This window comes from Rhodobacter sp. 24-YEA-8 (assembly GCF_900105075.1).
Taxonomy (GTDB): domain Bacteria; phylum Pseudomonadota; class Alphaproteobacteria; order Rhodobacterales; family Rhodobacteraceae; genus Pseudogemmobacter.
The window spans coordinates 2,825,001-2,840,046 of the sequence record NZ_FNSK01000001.1 but is presented as its reverse complement, the minus strand read 5'-3'; the positions used below and the strand labels follow the sequence as shown (position 1 = coordinate 2,840,046).

The following is a 15,046-nucleotide window of genomic DNA, read 5'->3' as shown; positions in this document are numbered from 1 at the left end:
AGCCTATGCCCGGCTTGCCTTTGCACAAAGCAAATCCTTGTTGAGGGCGCGCATTTCACCCTCTGCGGGTGCGGCGCAGCGGGACATCACCGGAAGCAGGCTGCGCAGCTGGTCATGATGGCGGCGCAACCCGTATTCGAGGTCCGAGAGGTGGAAGCCTTCGAAATTTTCAGACCGCATTGATTCGTTCGACCAGATCGACAGCTGCTGATCTTCGGCCGAGGTGTCGCGGTCGATCCGCTGCGCGAGATAGCGGGCGACGCGGGTCTGGCGGTCTTCATCGGCCAGCCGATACTGGCGGCCGGTCAGGAGCGTTTTGCCCGGTGACAGCGGCAGGTCATGGTAGAATTGCGCGCTTTCAGGCGTGAAGGCGATCACCGTATTCGGAAAAAGGCCGTAATAGGCCCAGTTCCGTTGCAGATGCGGTGGCAGATCTGCGCGCTGCGGCGAATGCCTGACATAGTTCTTCACCGACCAGCTCCGCCCCGGGCGGTCGCCGTAAAAGCCGTAGCTGACATGCAGGCCACCGGGCAGGTAGAGGTCGCGGTAATCGCGGCCGTACAGATCCTGCAAAGACGGATGGGCGAGGGCGACGTGATAGCCCTCATTGTCCACATCGCGCACCGATTTCCAGTTCACTGCAAGCTCCGCCGACCAGCCGGAGATATCGAGCGGCATCAGCCTCTCGCCGCTCCAGGCGGTGAAATCGGGCGCATAGGGCGCAAGGAGGTCACGCACCGCCGGCTGAGGCCCGGGGCGAAAGCGCAGGAACAGGAAGCCCGCGAAAATCTCCAGCTCCAGCGGTTTCAGCCCGAAGGCGGATTTCTCCAGGCCATCGCCGAAGGTTTCAGGGCGCGAGACGCCGCGAAGCGTGCCGTCAAGGTTATAGACCCAGCCATGGAAGGGGCAGACCAGCGCGCCCCGGCATTTGCCCTGGGCGCCATCCACCACCCGCGCGCCGCGATGGCGACAGAGATTCATGAAGGCGCGGATCTCGCCATCCTGGCCCCGGAGGATCACCGCGCGCTCGCCCAGAAGGTCAAAGGACAGCCAGTCGCCCGGCGCCGGAATGTCGGAGATATGGCCTGCGACCTGCCAATGGGTCAGAAAAACCTCTTCACGTTCCAGATCGAACAGGGCCCGGGAATGATAGGTCCAGGCGGGCAATCCGCGCCGGTCCCAGCCTGTCGGGATCGGGTCAGAGCGCAAGGGAGTATCGGGAAATATGGTCATGCTGGCACCCCCTTGCTGGCAGCCATGGCCGCCAGCACCCATTGGTGGAAACGGTGGATCTCATATTCTTCGGGCATCAGCGTGCCGCGCGTGAAGGCAGGCGAGGCGATGCCGCGCTGGTTCATCTCGGAGGCGGCGCCGTCCTGCTCCATCACCAGTTTCGCGAAGGCCGCGATGGTGGCGGCGTCAAAGCCGGGCTGTGCCAGCGTCTCGGGCGAAAAATACCATTCCGCCACCAGCCTTGTACGGGTGGGCGAGACCGGCTCCAGCCGGACGGCGCGGACATAATCGACATGCGCGACGATATAGGTCGAAGGCCAGAGCGTGACGAATGTATAGCCGCGCGCGCGTTCCTCTGGCGTCAGCCCGGGAAAGGACGGACCGCAGGGCGCACCCGAAGGAGTCCAGCTTTCGGCCCCTGCTTTGAGGTTCGGGCCGGTGGGCTGATCGGGAGTCCAGTCTTGCGCCTCATTCTCGCCCATGATGCCCTGCCGGTAGACCGGCACCATCTCGCACAGTTCGGGATGGATGCCGGGGCAGTGCAGGCATTCCGAGTAATTCTCCCAGAATGCCTTCCAGTTGCAGTCGAGGTCCGAGATCCAGCGATGCCCTGTGACAAGGCTCGCCATCGGCCAGTTGTCATAGGTTTCCAGCGGCATATCGGCGGTCAGCGGGCCGGGGGAAGAGGCAAGGTTCAGAAAGATGAACCCGTTCCAGATGCGCGTGGCGACCGGCTTCAGCGCGTGATCGTCTTTGCGGAAGTCAGCGGTTGGCACAGCATGGGCGGTCGAGACCAGCCGCCCGTCTTTGGCGGCGAAGGCCCAGGCGTGATAGGGGCAGGTGATCAGCTTGCCGAGGCTGCGCTCTTCCCCCTCGCGACACAGTTCAGACCCGCGATGGCGGCAGCTGTTGTGAAAGGCCGAAAGGCTGCCGTCAGGCGCCCGCGCAAGCAGAACCGGGGCCGCTCCCACTCTGGTTCCGCGCATAGTGCCGGCGGGCAGATCGGCCAGCCGCCCGACCATCACCCATTCCCGCGCGAAAATCGTTTCCATTTCCCGGGCGAACCACTCGGGGGCGATCCAGGCCGCACGGGGAAGCGTTTCGGGGCAGTGGCTGAGGCGGGGGCTGTCAGGATGGGGGCTTTGGGCGATGTCATGTGGCATCAGAACCTCCCCGGCGGGGTGGTACGGCGGCGTTCGGGGGCGAAAAACGGCCGGGTGGTTTTTGTGACCGGCAGCATAAGCTTTTGATATTGAAGCTCGCGCAGCGCGTAGATTTCGACCCAGAGCTGATCGCAGCTGGCATGGCGAGCCTCGACCTGGGCGATGGCGATGTTGCGTTTTAATGTCGGAGACCAGCAGGCGGCGGTGATGAACCCCGCCTCGCGGCGCTTGTCGAAGTAGAGGATCGCGCCCTCGGCACTGACATTGCCGGGGATGTCGAGCCCGACCAGCGCCCATTTCGATGATTTGCCGTCGCGCTCGGCCATCAGGGCGCGGCGCCCGGTGAAATGCCCCTTATCCCAGGCGATCATCCAGTCCAGACCGATTTCGAAGGGCGAACGCGCCCGGTCTTCGCGCACCGCATGCTGAACAGGGACAAAATCCATGCCGGTCGTGATGAACCCGGCTTCAAGCCGCGCAAGCATCACCGCCTCGGACCCGACCGGCATCAGCCCGTAAAGCGCGCCTGCCTGCATCAGGTGATCCCAGAGCGGCAGGGCGAGATCGGGGCTGATCCAGAGTTCATAGCCCAGATCGCCGGTAAATCCGGTGCGCGAAATCATCACCTCGCCGGATCGGAACGGGAAAATCGCCAGCCGGAAGGGTTTCAGCGCCTGGATGTCAAACCCCGCCTGAGCCAGAACCGTCGCCGAGACCGGCCCCTGCAGCGCCAGCGCGGCGAGATCTTCGGTCTCGTCCCGGAGCCGCACATCCAGCCCCCAGGCACTGTCGAGCAGCCAGGGCAGGTGGCGTTCCTGGCAGCACAGCCGGAAATCATCCGGCCCAAGGCGAAAGACGGTGCCATCATCCATCACCCTGCCCAGATCATCGCTCCAGGCCGTGTAATGGATCTGACCCACTGCCAGCCGCCCCACATCGCGCAGCGTCAGACGGTTGAGATAAGCCACCGCATCCGCGCCTGTGATGCGGTATTTCACCATGGGCGAGATGTCATAAAGCGTTGCCGCGTTGCGGATCGCCGTATGCTCCATCGTGCTGTCGCCGAAACAGGTGGCGGCCATGTACCCGGCCCAGGGCGCCCAGCCCTGCAGGCGGTTCGCGGCTTTGGTGCGCGGGTGGAACGGGGTCTGAGCAAGGGGGGTGGTGAAATGGCTCAATGCGCTCATGTTCTCGCCTCCAGTACTGCGTCAGCCGCGTTCCAGCCGACGGCGCCCGACATGCCGCCCGGATGGGTTCCTGCGCCGGTAAGCCAGAGCCCTTTCAGCGGTGTTGCATAGCGCGACAGCGGCGCGATAGGGCGGTTGAAGAGCATCTGTTCAACCGCCAGCTCGCCATGATGCCAGTTGCCCCCCGCCATGCCGAACTGTCGTTCGATATCATAGGGCATCAGGATCCCGGCGCGGGTGATCAGTGCGCTGATCCCCGGCGACGCCTCCTCCAGGCGCGCGAGGCAGGCTTTGAGCATCGCCTCACGCGCCGCGTCTTCGCCCGCCCTTGGCGCATGGGGTGCGAATTGCACATTGGCCGACAGAAGATGCGGACCAGTGCCGCCGGAAAATGCCGTGGGGATCACGATTTCCATCACCGGGCGGTCAGGCACCTCGCCATATTTGACCGGGTTGAAGGCGGTTTCAACCTCATGCTCATCTGCGGCCAGCAGCAGGCGGGAACGCAGGTCGGCACCCTGAAAATCCGGGCGGGCGGAAAGTGCGAGATGCAGTTTTGCAGTGCCGCCCCGCGATTTCTGATGGCGCAAAGCGGTGACAAGGCCGGTGTCGAAATGCTCCGGGCCAGCCAGGGACAGGATCGTTGCCTTTGGCCCGATCGCCGAGATCACCACCGGCGCGACGAGGGTTTCGCCGCTCGCCAGGGCGACGCCTGTGACGCGGTCATCGGCGACGGTGATTCGGCTGACGCGGGAATTGCTGCGCAGCGAAACACCTGCTGCGGTCGCAGCATTTGTCATGGCCTGGGCCAGCGCGGGCATGCCACCTTTGGGCAGCCCGAGTGCACCCTTGCGTCCTGTGATTTCTCCGGCCAGCCGGTCCAGAAGCAAAATCAGCGTATTGGGAGAGCGCGGGCCCGCCCAGGCGCCCAGCACGGCATCGAAACACAGGGCGGCGCGCAACCGGGGGTCAGACAGTTCATCCTGCGCCACATCATGGGCGTTGATCAGGATGACCCGCAGCAATTCGCGAAAATCCTTCGTACCAAGCGCGCGGATACCGATCAGGTTCTTCGCAAGCCTGCCCCAGGAATTGCCGCCCGCCTGCAGGCGTGGCGGGGCCATGCGCCGGAAGGGTTCCAGCGCCGCCGCAAAGGACATCAGACGCTGGTGTAGCGCCTTCCAGGCGGCGGCATCCGGGCCATCGGTCAGCGCGCCCCGGATCACCAGATTTCCCTCGCGCCCGATCACCGTGGTCGGGATATCTGTCGCCTCCCAGCTGAGCCCGTGGCGGGTCAGGTCCATCGCCGCCTCGACGCGCGGGTCGAGCTGCCAGACGAGATGCGCGAGCGAGGGCGTCAGGCCGGGAGCCAGATCCGGCAGCGCACGGATACCGCCGCCGGGCTCGGCATCGGCCTCGATCAGCGTCACCTTGCGGCCTTTCGAGGCCAGGCGGTGGGCGCAGGCGAGGCCATTCGGCCCGGCCCCGATGACGATCACATCAGAGGAAGTGCGACTAAAGGACGGGCCAGGCATCGCTCATGTCCTTTGGTGAGAGTTTCGCATCACGCAGGATTTCCGCCGCCGCATTGCGGCCTGGCGCCCCCATCACACCGCCGCCGGGATGGGTCGAAGAGCCGCAGATCCACAGATCACGAACGGGCGTTCGGTAATTGGCATATCCGGGGACCGGACGGTTGAACAAAAGCTGGTCGAAGGTCAGTTCCCCCTGGAAGATATTGCCCTCGGTCAGACCAACCTCGGCCTCCAGCTCGCGCGGGGTGCGGATCTCGACATGACGGACGAGGTTTCGGAACCCCGGAGCGTAGCGTTCGATCTGGTTCAGACAGGCCTCGCCGAAAGCGTCACGGTCAGCGTCGGTCCAGTCGCGGCCCCCCTCTGCCAGGCCCCCGATCTTTGGCGGCGCATATTGCACGAAACAGGACATGAAATGCTTGCCCGGCGGCGTCATGGTCGGATCAATCATGGTGGGGATCATCACATCCTGGAACGGATCGCGGCTGAAGTGACCCGCCTTCCAGTCGTCATAGGCGCGCTCCATCTTTTCGATGGAATCGGTGAAATGCAGATCGCCTTTGATCGCGGGTGATCCCTCGGGCAGGGCGGCGAATTTCGGCACCCCATCCAGCGCGATGTTCAGCTTGCCCGAGGAGCCACGCGTTTTGAACTTCTTCACTGACGCCACATAGTCGCCGGGAAGCTCGGCCTCGGCGACATGTTTCAGCATGGTGCGTTTGACATCCATGTTCGAAATCACGCGCTTTGCCCGGATCTCGTCGCCGTTTTCCAGCACGACACCGACGGAGCGCCCGTTTTTCACCAGCACCTGGGCGACCGGAGCGCCGGTGCGGATCTCGCCGCCCGAGGCCTGCAGCGATGAGGACAGTGCTTTGGTGATTGACCCCATACCGCCGCGCGCAAAGCCCCAGGCGCCGATATTGCCATCCACATCGCCCATGTAATGGTGCAGCAGAACATAGGCCGATCCGGGCGACATCGGCCCAAGCGCGGTGCCGATGATTGCGGAAACCGCGAGATAGGCCTTGATCACCGGGCTTTCAAAATAGTGGTCGAGATAGTCAGAGATCGACATGGTCCAGAAACGGACCATTTCAGCGATCTGGCGTTCCGACAGGCCCGAGACCTGTTTGCCGATGAATATCAGCTCGCCGATGTCACGCGGGCGGAACCGCGCCGGATCGGGCGGCGTGCGCAAAAGCATCGGGCGGATGAAACGGCAATAGCGCAGCACATCGCGGGAATAGGTGTCATAGGCTTCGGCATCGCGGGGCGCGTGGCGGGCAAATTCGCGGCGGTTCGCATCATGGTCGCGAAACATGCCGAGATAGCCGCCGCCCTCCTGGAACACGGCGCCGCCCTCATAGGGCAGGATCTGCAAGCCGTGGCGCGGCAGCTCCAAGTCGCGCATGATCTCGGGGCGGAACAGCGAGGCGACATATGAGCAGTTGGAATAGGCGAAGCCGGGGGTCAGTTCCCGCGACACGGCGGCCCCGCCAACCCAGTCGTTTTTCTCGATCACCAGCACCTTCATCCCGGCACGGGCGAGGTAGCAGGCGGTGACAAGCCCGTTATGCCCCGCGCCGAGGATAAGAGCATCGTAGCTCATTCGGCGGCGTCCAGCTTGCCTTCGGCCTGGTCCCGAAGCGTCAGATCGACCGCTGTTTCGACCGCGCGGATGGTGTCGGTATAGCAGCTTTCATCCAGCCCATGCGCCTCACACATGAACCAGGGCTCGCGGCTGTCCGGTTCAACGATGATGTTCAGATCGTGCAGATACCAGGCCATCCGGTCGTAGAACGAATAATCCGAGGTCTTCCAGGCACGGTAATTGTCCGGCGGCTCGGGCGCGAAGAAGATGCCGAACATCGACGGATGGCCCGAGAAACTATGCGTGATGTCGCGCGCCGAAAGGATCTCGGAGATGCCATCCTTCAGCCGGCTGCCGTAAGTCGCCAGCGTCTCAAGCGCGGGGGTCTCGTCGAGGATGCGCAGCGTTTCCTCGGCGGCGGCGAGGCTGACGGAATGGGCGGTATAGGTGCCACCATGCGATGCGCCGCCATAGCGGAAGGTGCGCATGATATCCTCGCGGCCTGCGACCAGCGAGATCGGGTAGCCATTGCCGACGGCTTTCGCGAAGGTGGTGATATCGGGCTTCACGCCGAGGATGCCCTGGATGCCACCCTTGCCCACACGAAAGCCGGTCTTCACCTCGTCGATGATCAGCAGAACACCATATTGGTCGCAGAGTCTGCGGGCCAGCTGCACGTAATCCTTGCGGGCCGAAATGCCGCAGCAATTCCCTTGAATCGGCTCGATCAGCATCGCGGCCATATCGTCGCCATGGCGGCGAAAGGTGTCCTCCAGCCGCTGCATATCGTTCATCGGCACCAGATGGGCGAGCTGTTTGACGGTGTTCGGGATGCCCTGACCATAGGGCACCACCTCCGGGTCGCTGTTCGATTTCGCGTCCCATTCATCCATATTCGCCATCCACATGGCGGCATCGAACAACCCGTGATAGCCGCCCTCGACCAGCAGATAGCTCTCGCGCCCCGTATAGGCGCGCCCCAGCCGCAAAGCCGACATCACCGCCTCGGTGCCGGAATTGGAAAACCGCACCAGCTCTGCCGCCGGGACCATTTTCGAGATGCGTTCGGCCACGGCAAGCTCGCGCTCGGTCGAGAGGGCAAAGACGCCGCCGACCTCCATCCCGCGGCGGGCGGCGGCATCGACCCGGTCGTCTGCATAGCCGAGGATCGCCGGACCGTAGCCCAGCCGGTAATCGACGTAATTATTGCCGTCGATATCCCAGGTCCGGCCACCTTTGCCGTGATGGACATAGATTGTCCGCTCGTCACCCCAGTATCGGAAGGTCGAGGCCACACCCAGCGGCAGCTTCGTCAGCGCCTTTTTGAAATGGGTGTTCGACTTTTCCAGCTTGCGGTGCGGCGCGGTGGTCATGGCGTAAAACCTGTTCCTGTTGCGGCTCTTCAAACTGTCGAATTATTTTGACTGAACTGTCAATCAGAATCTGAAACCGCTTTTAACGCAGCGGGTTTTCAGGCAAGACTGGCCGCGAACGGAGACGCAGATGGCCGCAATCGAGCAGACCGATACCCCTGATTCCCAGCCCCGCAAGATGCCGCGCGATGCCCGGCGCGTGCAGCTGATCGAGGCGACGATCGAGACCATCGCGCGTTTCGGCTATTCCAGGACGACGATGTCCGAGGTGGCGCGGATGGCCGGGCTGTCGCATGGGCTGGTGAATTTCCACTTCCAGACCAAGGAGAACCTGCTGTCGGAAACGCTGCTCTATCTGTCCGAGGAATACCGGCAGAACTGGACCGGGGCGGTCGAGGCAGCGGGGGCAGGCGCGGCAGAGCAGCTTTACGCGATGCTGGCCGCCGATTTCCGGCCCGAGATCTGCACGCCGGGGCGGCTGGCGGCCTGGTGTTCGTTCTGGGGCGAGACCTCGGGGAGGCCGCTTTACCAGGAGAAATGCGGGTCAAACGACGAGCAGTATAACCACTATCTGGAAGCGCTTTGCCGCCGGATGAATGAAGATCACGGCTATGCGGTCAATCCGACCCGCACGGCGCGGGTTCTCAGGGTCACGACCGAGGGCGTCTGGCTCGATATGATGACGATGCAGTCACCTTATGATTCAAGCGAGGCGCTGGCGACGCTGATGGTCTGCGTCGCCGCATTCTTCCCCCGCCATTTTGGCGCGGAGGGTCTGGTCAGGGCAGTTCCGCAATGATCGCACGGGCCGCTGCTGCCGGATCGGCACTGGCCCAGATCGGGCGACCCACCACGATATGATCGGCACCGTCGCGGATCGCGGCGGCGGGCGTGGCGATCCGCTTCTGATCGCCGGTCGCAGCCCCTGCCGGACGCACGCCGGGGGTGACAATCAGCTTGCCAACGGCCTCGGGCAGCGCACGGATCCGCGCCGCCTCCTGCGGGCTGGCGATGACGCCATCGGCGCCGGCGGCGAGCGCCCGCGCCGCCCGTTCGACAGTGATGTCATGGATATCGCCGGACAGGATCATATTCGCATCCAGATCGGCCCGGTCGAGCGAGGTCAGCACCGTCACCGCAAGGATCTTCAGATCGCTTCCTGATTTGCCTTCCGCTGCCGCCCGCACCACCTGCGGGTCGCCATGCACGGTGAGGAAATCGAGGCCAAGCCCGGCAATCCCCTTCACCGCATTCTCGATGGTCTGGCCGATGTCAAAAAGCTTGAGGTCGAGGAATACCCGCTTGTCGCGCTCGTTCTTCAGTTCCAGCGCAAGCGCCAGGCCGCCGCCGGTCAGCATTCCAAGCCCGATCTTGTAGAAATCGACCGCCTCGCCCAGCCGGTCGGCCAGCGCGAGGCCCGCCACCACATTCGGCACATCCATCGCGACGATCAGGCGGTCATCCATCGGGCTTCTCCGGGTCCAGGGCAGGGATTTGGCCTCAATAGTCACGCGCGCGCGGGTTTGACAAGAGAAAGGGCGGCGCTGTTAGGCCCCGGTTCACCGCCGGGGGGTTGATTGACAGACCGGGGCAATGGCGCGACTTTGGCGGAAATATCCGAAGGCAGGCATATGGAAATCACGATTACAGTCGAGCGGCCCGAGGACGGGCCGGGCTCGGGCCCGATCCAGGTGGGCTGGTTCCTGACCAAAGACAAGAATGCGGTGCTTTACGATCCGCCAGAGCGGGTGATGTTTCGCCAACAAAACCGCAGCCATGCCAAAAGTGCCGCGCGCTGCCCGGGCGTGATCCAGCTGGAAAGCCGGTATTTCATGGTGAAATGCCCGTTTGACCTGCAGATCGGCTTTGGCCGCGACAAGGATGGCCGCGCGGTGCTGATCAACCGGCTTGGGAGCGCAAGCCCGGTCCGGGGGAACAAGCTTAATGAGATGCTGACCCTCGTGAATGAGGCAGAATGGCGCTATCCGGACCGCCCGACGATCCAGCTTTCGCTGCCCTACTGTTTCATCGCGGATGAGCTGGTCTATCTGACACAGCTTTCCCCCTTCATGCATTACCGCGCCGATCCGCTGCCGGGCACGATCTTCGGCGGGCGGTTCCCGATCTCGGTCTGGCCACGCCCGCTGATGTGGGCGTTCGAATGGCATGAACCGCAGAAAGACCTCGTGCTGCGCCGGGGCGAGCCCCTGTTCTATGTGCAATTCGAGGGGATGGATCCGTCCCGCGCGGTGCAGGTCATCGCAGCCGAGCGCACGGCCGAGCTTGATACTTATATCGACCAGATCGGCGGCGCGGTGAATTACGTCAACCAGACCTTTGGCCTGTTTAAGGCCGCCGAGGCGCTCAGGCCGAAGAAGCTGCTGACGCCAAAGGCGCGCGAGTGATCTCGGTTCTGGAAACCGTCACCCCTGACGGACAGGTGACGGAGGTGCTGCGCCATCAGGGCCGTGAGGGTCAGGAGCGTCTGGAGGCGCCCAACTGGTCACCCGATGGGTTAACTGGCGGAACCTGGTTTCTGGTCAATGCCGGGGGGCGTCTCTGGCGTGTGCCTGCGCAGGCGCCGCGGCTGGAACCGATCAGCACCGGGATTGCAGGGCGCTGCAACAATGATCACGGGTTTACCCGCGATGGCCGGATCCTGTTTGGCAGCCATTACGAGGCCGAAGGCGCACAGATCTATGCGGTGCCGGTGGCCGGGATCGGTGCCAGTCAGGCGCCGGAGAAAGTGTCCTGCGCGACCCCGAGCTGGTGGCACGGGCTTTCTCCCGATGGTCTGACCATGACCTATCCGGCGGCGCGGGGCGAAAAGCGGCAGATCGACATATATCGCCGCGCGCTGGCAGGCGGGCCCGAGACCCGGCTGACCGAAGCCGCAGGCCATAATGACGGGCCGGATTTCAGCCATGACGGAGCGCGGATTTACTGGAACAGCGACCGCACAGGCCATGCGCAGATCTGGGTGATGGCGGCGGATGGCGGCGATCAGCGCCAGCTTTTCCGGGATGACCGGGTGAACTGGTTTCCGCATCCCTCGCCCTGTGGGCGCTGGCTGTGCTGGCTGTCATATCCGCCCGGGACCGAAGGTCATCCGGCCGATCTGCCGGTGCGGCTGATGATTTCTGACGCAGGTGGCGGGGATCGTCGGGTCCTGCGTGAAATCACCGGGGGCCAGGGGACGATCAATGTGCCATCCTGGGCGCCGGATGGCAGCGCCTTTGCCTATATCCGCTACGAGCCCTGAGCGGTTGATCCTGTGCTGCCGCTACAGTCGCGCGCCGGGATTCAGGCCGGGCTCAGCGCGTCTTCATCCCGGTCGGAGGCGCGCGGGGGCTCGGGAATGATCAGCGCATCATCGCTCAGGCAGGGCGCGAGCCTGTAGGGATCGGCCCAGACCGAGACATGGATCTCGGGCGGCCCGGATGTGGCAAGGTGCTCGGGCGTCAGCACCACGATCCTCAGCCGCAACATCAGCCCCTCGATCAGCGCCGGGGCCAGAATACGTTCGGCCACCGGCCCGAGATGACCGAGATAGCTCATCCGCCTGACCGGAATGATCCCCATAAGCCGGCGCCGGACCATCGCGTAAATCCCGACCCGTCCATCGGGCAAAAGCCGCGCTTCGGCCATATCTCCCATGCAGATCCCGGCGCGGCCGATATGAACGGCGATGCCTTCGACGGGCACCTGCGGCAGAATGGCTTCGAGTCTCTCGGTCATGCTCTTATCCTCTTTTGCTGTAACAGTGCCTGTGCCGGGCGCATGGGGACAAGATCTGGCGTCGCTCTCGCAGAAGTGCGCGACGAAAGCCGCCGAAATCTCTGCCGCGCTTCGGCGGAAAATGGCCCCGCCAGAGCGTGGGAATTTTTCGTCGGGATGTCCCCGGACGGCTTGAACGCAGCCCTGCGCCGCCCCAGATTGAGAGGCGAAGGCCGGGGGTGGATGTGCCTTTTCAGGGCATCCGCAAAGATCGGCGCTTATGAAAAGGAGAGACCGATGAACATTGAAAAGTTCACGGAACGGTCGCGCGGCTTCATCCAGGCCGCCCAGACCATTGCGATGCGGGAAAGCCACCAGCGTGTGCTGCCCGATCACCTGTTGAAAGCCCTGATGGATGATGACCAGGGCCTTGCATCCAATCTGATCCGCCGTGCCGGTGGCGCGCCTGAGCGCGTCAATGAGGCGGTGAATGCCGCCATCGCGAAGTTGCCGAAAGTGACCGGCGGCGACGGCCAGACCTATATCGACCCGCAACTTGTCCGCGTGCTGGACGAGGCGGAAGAGGTTGCCAAAAAGGCGGGCGACAGTTTCGTGCCGGTCGAACGGATGCTGACCGCGCTTGCGCTGGTGAACACCCGCGCGAAAGATGCGCTGACGGCCGGTGCCGTGACGGCGCAGGGTCTGAACGCTGCGATCAATGATATTCGCAAGGGCCGGACGGCTGACAGTGCCTCGTCGGAAGATACGATGGAGGCGCTGAAGAAATATGCCCGGGATCTGACCGAAGCCGCAGCCCAGGGAAAGATCGATCCGATCATCGGTCGCGATGACGAGATCCGCCGCGCCATGCAGGTGCTGTCGCGCCGCACCAAAAACAACCCGGTGCTGATCGGGGAGCCCGGTGTCGGTAAGACCGCCATCGCCGAGGGCCTCGCTTTGCGCATCATCGACGGCGATGTGCCCGAATCCCTGCGCAACAAAAAGCTGATGGCGCTGGATATGGGGGCGCTGATCGCCGGCGCGAAATATCGCGGTGAATTTGAGGAGCGGCTGAAAGCCATCCTGAAAGAGATCGAAGCCGCCGCCGGTGAGATCATCCTTTTTATCGACGAGCTGCATGTGCTTGTTGGTGCCGGTAAATCTGACGGCGCGATGGATGCTGCCAACCTGATCAAGCCTGCGCTTGCCCGGGGTGAGCTGCATTGCGTCGGCGCGACCACGCTTGATGAATACCGCAAATATATCGAGAAAGACGCGGCGCTGGCCCGGCGCTTCCAGCCGGTGCTGGTGAAAGAGCCGACGGTCGAGGATACGATCTCGATCCTGCGCGGCATCAAGGAGAAATACGAGCTCCATCACGGGGTGAAGATCACCGACTCGGCTCTGGTGGCGGCGGCCCAGCTGTCGCATCGCTATATCACCGACCGTTTCCTGCCGGATAAGGCGATCGACCTTGTCGATGAGGCATCGGCGCGGCTGCGGATGGAAGTCGACAGCAAGCCCGAGGAACTCGATGCGCTGGATCGTCAGATCCTGCAGCTGACCATCGAGGCCGAGGCGCTGAAGAAAGAAGAGGATGTGGCGTCGAAAGACCGGCTGGACAAGCTGGAGCTGGAACTTGCCAATCTGAAAGACCATTCCGCCGAGCTGACTGCCAAATGGCAGGCCGAGCGCGACAATCTGAACAAGGCCCGCGATCTCAAGGAACAGCTTGACCGCGCCCGGGCCGAGCTTGACCAGGCCAAGCGCGAAAGCAATTTCGCCAAAGCCGGCGAGCTGCAATATGGCACCATCCCCGAGCTGGAAAAGCAGCTTGGCGAGGCGGAAGGCCGGGAAGGCGAGGCTCTGGTTTCAGAATCGGTGCGCCCCGAGCAGATCGCCGAAGTGGTCGAGCGCTGGACCGGCATCCCGACCTCGAAAATGCTCGAGGGCGAGAAAGAGAAACTCCTGAAGATGGAAGAGGAGCTCGGGAAACGGGTGATCGGCCAGCGACAGGCGGTGGAAGCTGTCTCGAAAGCCGTGCGCCGTGCACGGGCGGGGCTGTCGGATGAGAATAAGCCTTTGGGCTCGTTCCTGTTCCTTGGCCCGACCGGCGTGGGCAAAACCGAGCTGACCAAGGCGCTCGCCGAATATCTCTTTGACGATGACAATGCGATGGTCCGCATCGATATGTCTGAATTCATGGAGAAGCATTCGGTCGCGCGGCTGATCGGCGCCCCTCCGGGCTATGTCGGTTATGACGAGGGCGGTGTGCTGACCGAAGCCGTGCGGCGCCGGCCCTATCAGGTTGTCCTGTTCGACGAGGTCGAGAAGGCGCATCCGGATGTGTTCAACGTGCTGTTGCAGGTGCTCGATGACGGGCGGCTGACCGATGGTCAGGGGCGTGTGGTCGATTTCAAACAGACGCTGATCATCCTGACCTCGAACCTTGGGGCGCGGGCTTTGTCGGAACTGCCAGATGGCGCGGATACGACCCGGGCGAAGGCCGAGGTGATGGAGGCGGTCAGGGCGCATTTCCGGCCGGAATTCCTGAACCGTCTGGATGAGATGATCATCTTTGACCGCCTGGGCCGTGCCGATATGTCCGGCATCGTCTCGATCCAGCTGAAACGGCTGGAGAAACGCCTGGCCGATCGCAAGATCACGCTGGAGCTGGACGACAAGGCGCGGAAATGGCTGGCCGAGGAAGGCTATGACCCGGTCTTTGGTGCCCGCCCGCTGAAACGGGTGATCCAGCGGCAGCTGCAGGATCCACTGGCCGAGATGCTTTTGGGCGGCGAGATCCTTGACGGCTCGGCGGTGGCAGTGACCGCAGGGGATGAAGGCCTGCAGGTGGGCGACCGCGTGGTTGCCTCGCATCGCACCCGCCCGAGTGAGGCGCAGGTTCACTGATTGAAATGACGGGGGCGGCGGGGAACCCTGCCGTTCCTTGCTTTTGTCGGATGCCTCCGGCGGGGATATTTAGGGACAGATGAAAGCCGGATGTCTCATGCTCGCCTAACTGTGTGTGGACCTTCGGCTGTTCTGTGTCAGGGTGGGGCCGGATGTTGGTGTGACGGAGGAGTGCCATGGCCGGACGATTTGTGAAATCTCTGCGCTGGTCGGATGTCACGCCGAAGGCAACCTGGATCAACAGGCGGGCTTTGCTGGCGGGCGCGGCGGCGGGGCTGGTGCTGCCGGCGGCAGGGCGGGCGGAGACTGGGCGCTATTCCACGGATTCGGC

13 protein-coding genes (1 of these 13 running past the window's edge) are annotated in these 15,046 nt (G+C 63.5%); 5 read left to right on the top strand and 8 right to left on the bottom strand.

Annotated elements, in window-relative coordinates; translation table 11 throughout:
• Positions 1-3: 3 nt before the first annotated feature.
• From BLW25_RS13795 to BLW25_RS13770, 6 genes are read right to left on the bottom strand one after another with little or no spacing between them, the layout of a single operon-like run.
• Positions 4-1,233 carry an aromatic ring-hydroxylating oxygenase subunit alpha gene (locus BLW25_RS13795; protein WP_092899951.1) on the bottom strand — a complete coding sequence of 410 codons (1,230 nt, stop codon included), beginning with the start codon at positions 1,231-1,233 and terminating at the stop codon, positions 4-6.
• Positions 1,230-2,396 (bottom strand): aromatic ring-hydroxylating oxygenase subunit alpha, encoded by a 1,167-nt coding sequence (locus tag BLW25_RS13790; protein WP_092899949.1) that lies wholly within the window; start codon positions 2,394-2,396, stop codon positions 1,230-1,232. Before BLW25_RS13790 ends, BLW25_RS13795 begins: the two co-directional genes overlap by 4 nt.
• Complete coding sequence (locus tag BLW25_RS13785; RefSeq protein WP_092899947.1) at positions 2,396-3,583, bottom strand: aminomethyl transferase family protein; 1,188 nt, start codon at positions 3,581-3,583, stop codon at positions 2,396-2,398. Before BLW25_RS13785 ends, BLW25_RS13790 begins: the two co-directional genes overlap by 1 nt.
• Positions 3,580-5,118, bottom strand: coding sequence for a phytoene desaturase family protein (locus tag BLW25_RS13780; protein WP_092899945.1), 1,539 nt, complete (start codon positions 5,116-5,118; stop codon positions 3,580-3,582). Before BLW25_RS13780 ends, BLW25_RS13785 begins: the two co-directional genes overlap by 4 nt.
• Positions 5,099-6,730, bottom strand: a complete 1,632-nt coding sequence (locus BLW25_RS13775) for a phytoene desaturase family protein (protein WP_092899943.1) — start codon at positions 6,728-6,730, stop codon at positions 5,099-5,101. Before BLW25_RS13775 ends, BLW25_RS13780 begins: the two co-directional genes overlap by 20 nt.
• Positions 6,727-8,085, bottom strand: a complete 1,359-nt coding sequence (locus BLW25_RS13770) for an aspartate aminotransferase family protein (protein WP_092899941.1) — start codon at positions 8,083-8,085, stop codon at positions 6,727-6,729. The genes BLW25_RS13775 and BLW25_RS13770 overlap by 4 nt, the downstream gene beginning before the upstream one ends.
• A 130-nt stretch (positions 8,086-8,215) precedes the next feature.
• Between BLW25_RS13770 and BLW25_RS13765 the strand changes: the two genes are divergently transcribed.
• Positions 8,216-8,884 (top strand): TetR family transcriptional regulator, encoded by a 669-nt coding sequence (locus tag BLW25_RS13765; protein ID WP_092899939.1) that lies wholly within the window; start codon positions 8,216-8,218, stop codon positions 8,882-8,884.
• Here the strand turns inward: BLW25_RS13765 and pyrF are convergent.
• Entirely contained in the window at positions 8,865-9,551 is a 687-nt protein-coding gene (gene pyrF, locus BLW25_RS13760; RefSeq protein WP_092899937.1) for an orotidine-5'-phosphate decarboxylase, read from the bottom strand. The two genes, BLW25_RS13765 and pyrF, sit on opposite strands and share 20 nt — an antisense overlap.
• 165 nt (positions 9,552-9,716) lie before the next feature.
• On the opposite strand from pyrF, the gene BLW25_RS13755 reads away from it, so the two are divergent.
• Positions 9,717-10,490, top strand: a complete 774-nt coding sequence (locus BLW25_RS13755) for a hypothetical protein (RefSeq protein ID WP_092899935.1) — start codon at positions 9,717-9,719, stop codon at positions 10,488-10,490.
• Positions 10,487-11,347: a TolB family protein gene (locus BLW25_RS13750; RefSeq protein WP_092899933.1), complete on the top strand. Its 861-nt coding sequence runs from the start codon at positions 10,487-10,489 to the stop codon at positions 11,345-11,347. The genes BLW25_RS13755 and BLW25_RS13750 overlap by 4 nt, the downstream gene beginning before the upstream one ends.
• A gap of 41 nt (positions 11,348-11,388) precedes the next feature.
• Here BLW25_RS13750 and BLW25_RS13745 read toward each other — a convergent pair whose 3' ends face one another.
• Positions 11,389-11,823, bottom strand: coding sequence for a hypothetical protein (locus BLW25_RS13745; RefSeq protein WP_092899931.1), 435 nt, complete (start codon positions 11,821-11,823; stop codon positions 11,389-11,391).
• Positions 11,824-12,099: 276 nt separating this feature from the next.
• On the opposite strand from BLW25_RS13745, the gene clpB reads away from it, so the two are divergent.
• Positions 12,100-14,715: an ATP-dependent chaperone ClpB gene (gene clpB / locus BLW25_RS13740; protein WP_092902093.1), complete on the top strand. Its 2,616-nt coding sequence runs from the start codon at positions 12,100-12,102 to the stop codon at positions 14,713-14,715.
• A 176-nt stretch (positions 14,716-14,891) separates the two neighbouring features.
• A protein-coding gene (gene msrP / locus BLW25_RS13735) for a protein-methionine-sulfoxide reductase catalytic subunit MsrP (protein ID WP_092899929.1) crosses the window boundary here: on the top strand, positions 14,892-15,046 show its 5' end (the start). 757 nt of this gene lie beyond the right edge of the window; the window shows 155 of its 912 coding nt (coding positions 1-155); it begins with the start codon at positions 14,892-14,894; its stop codon lies beyond the right edge, outside the window.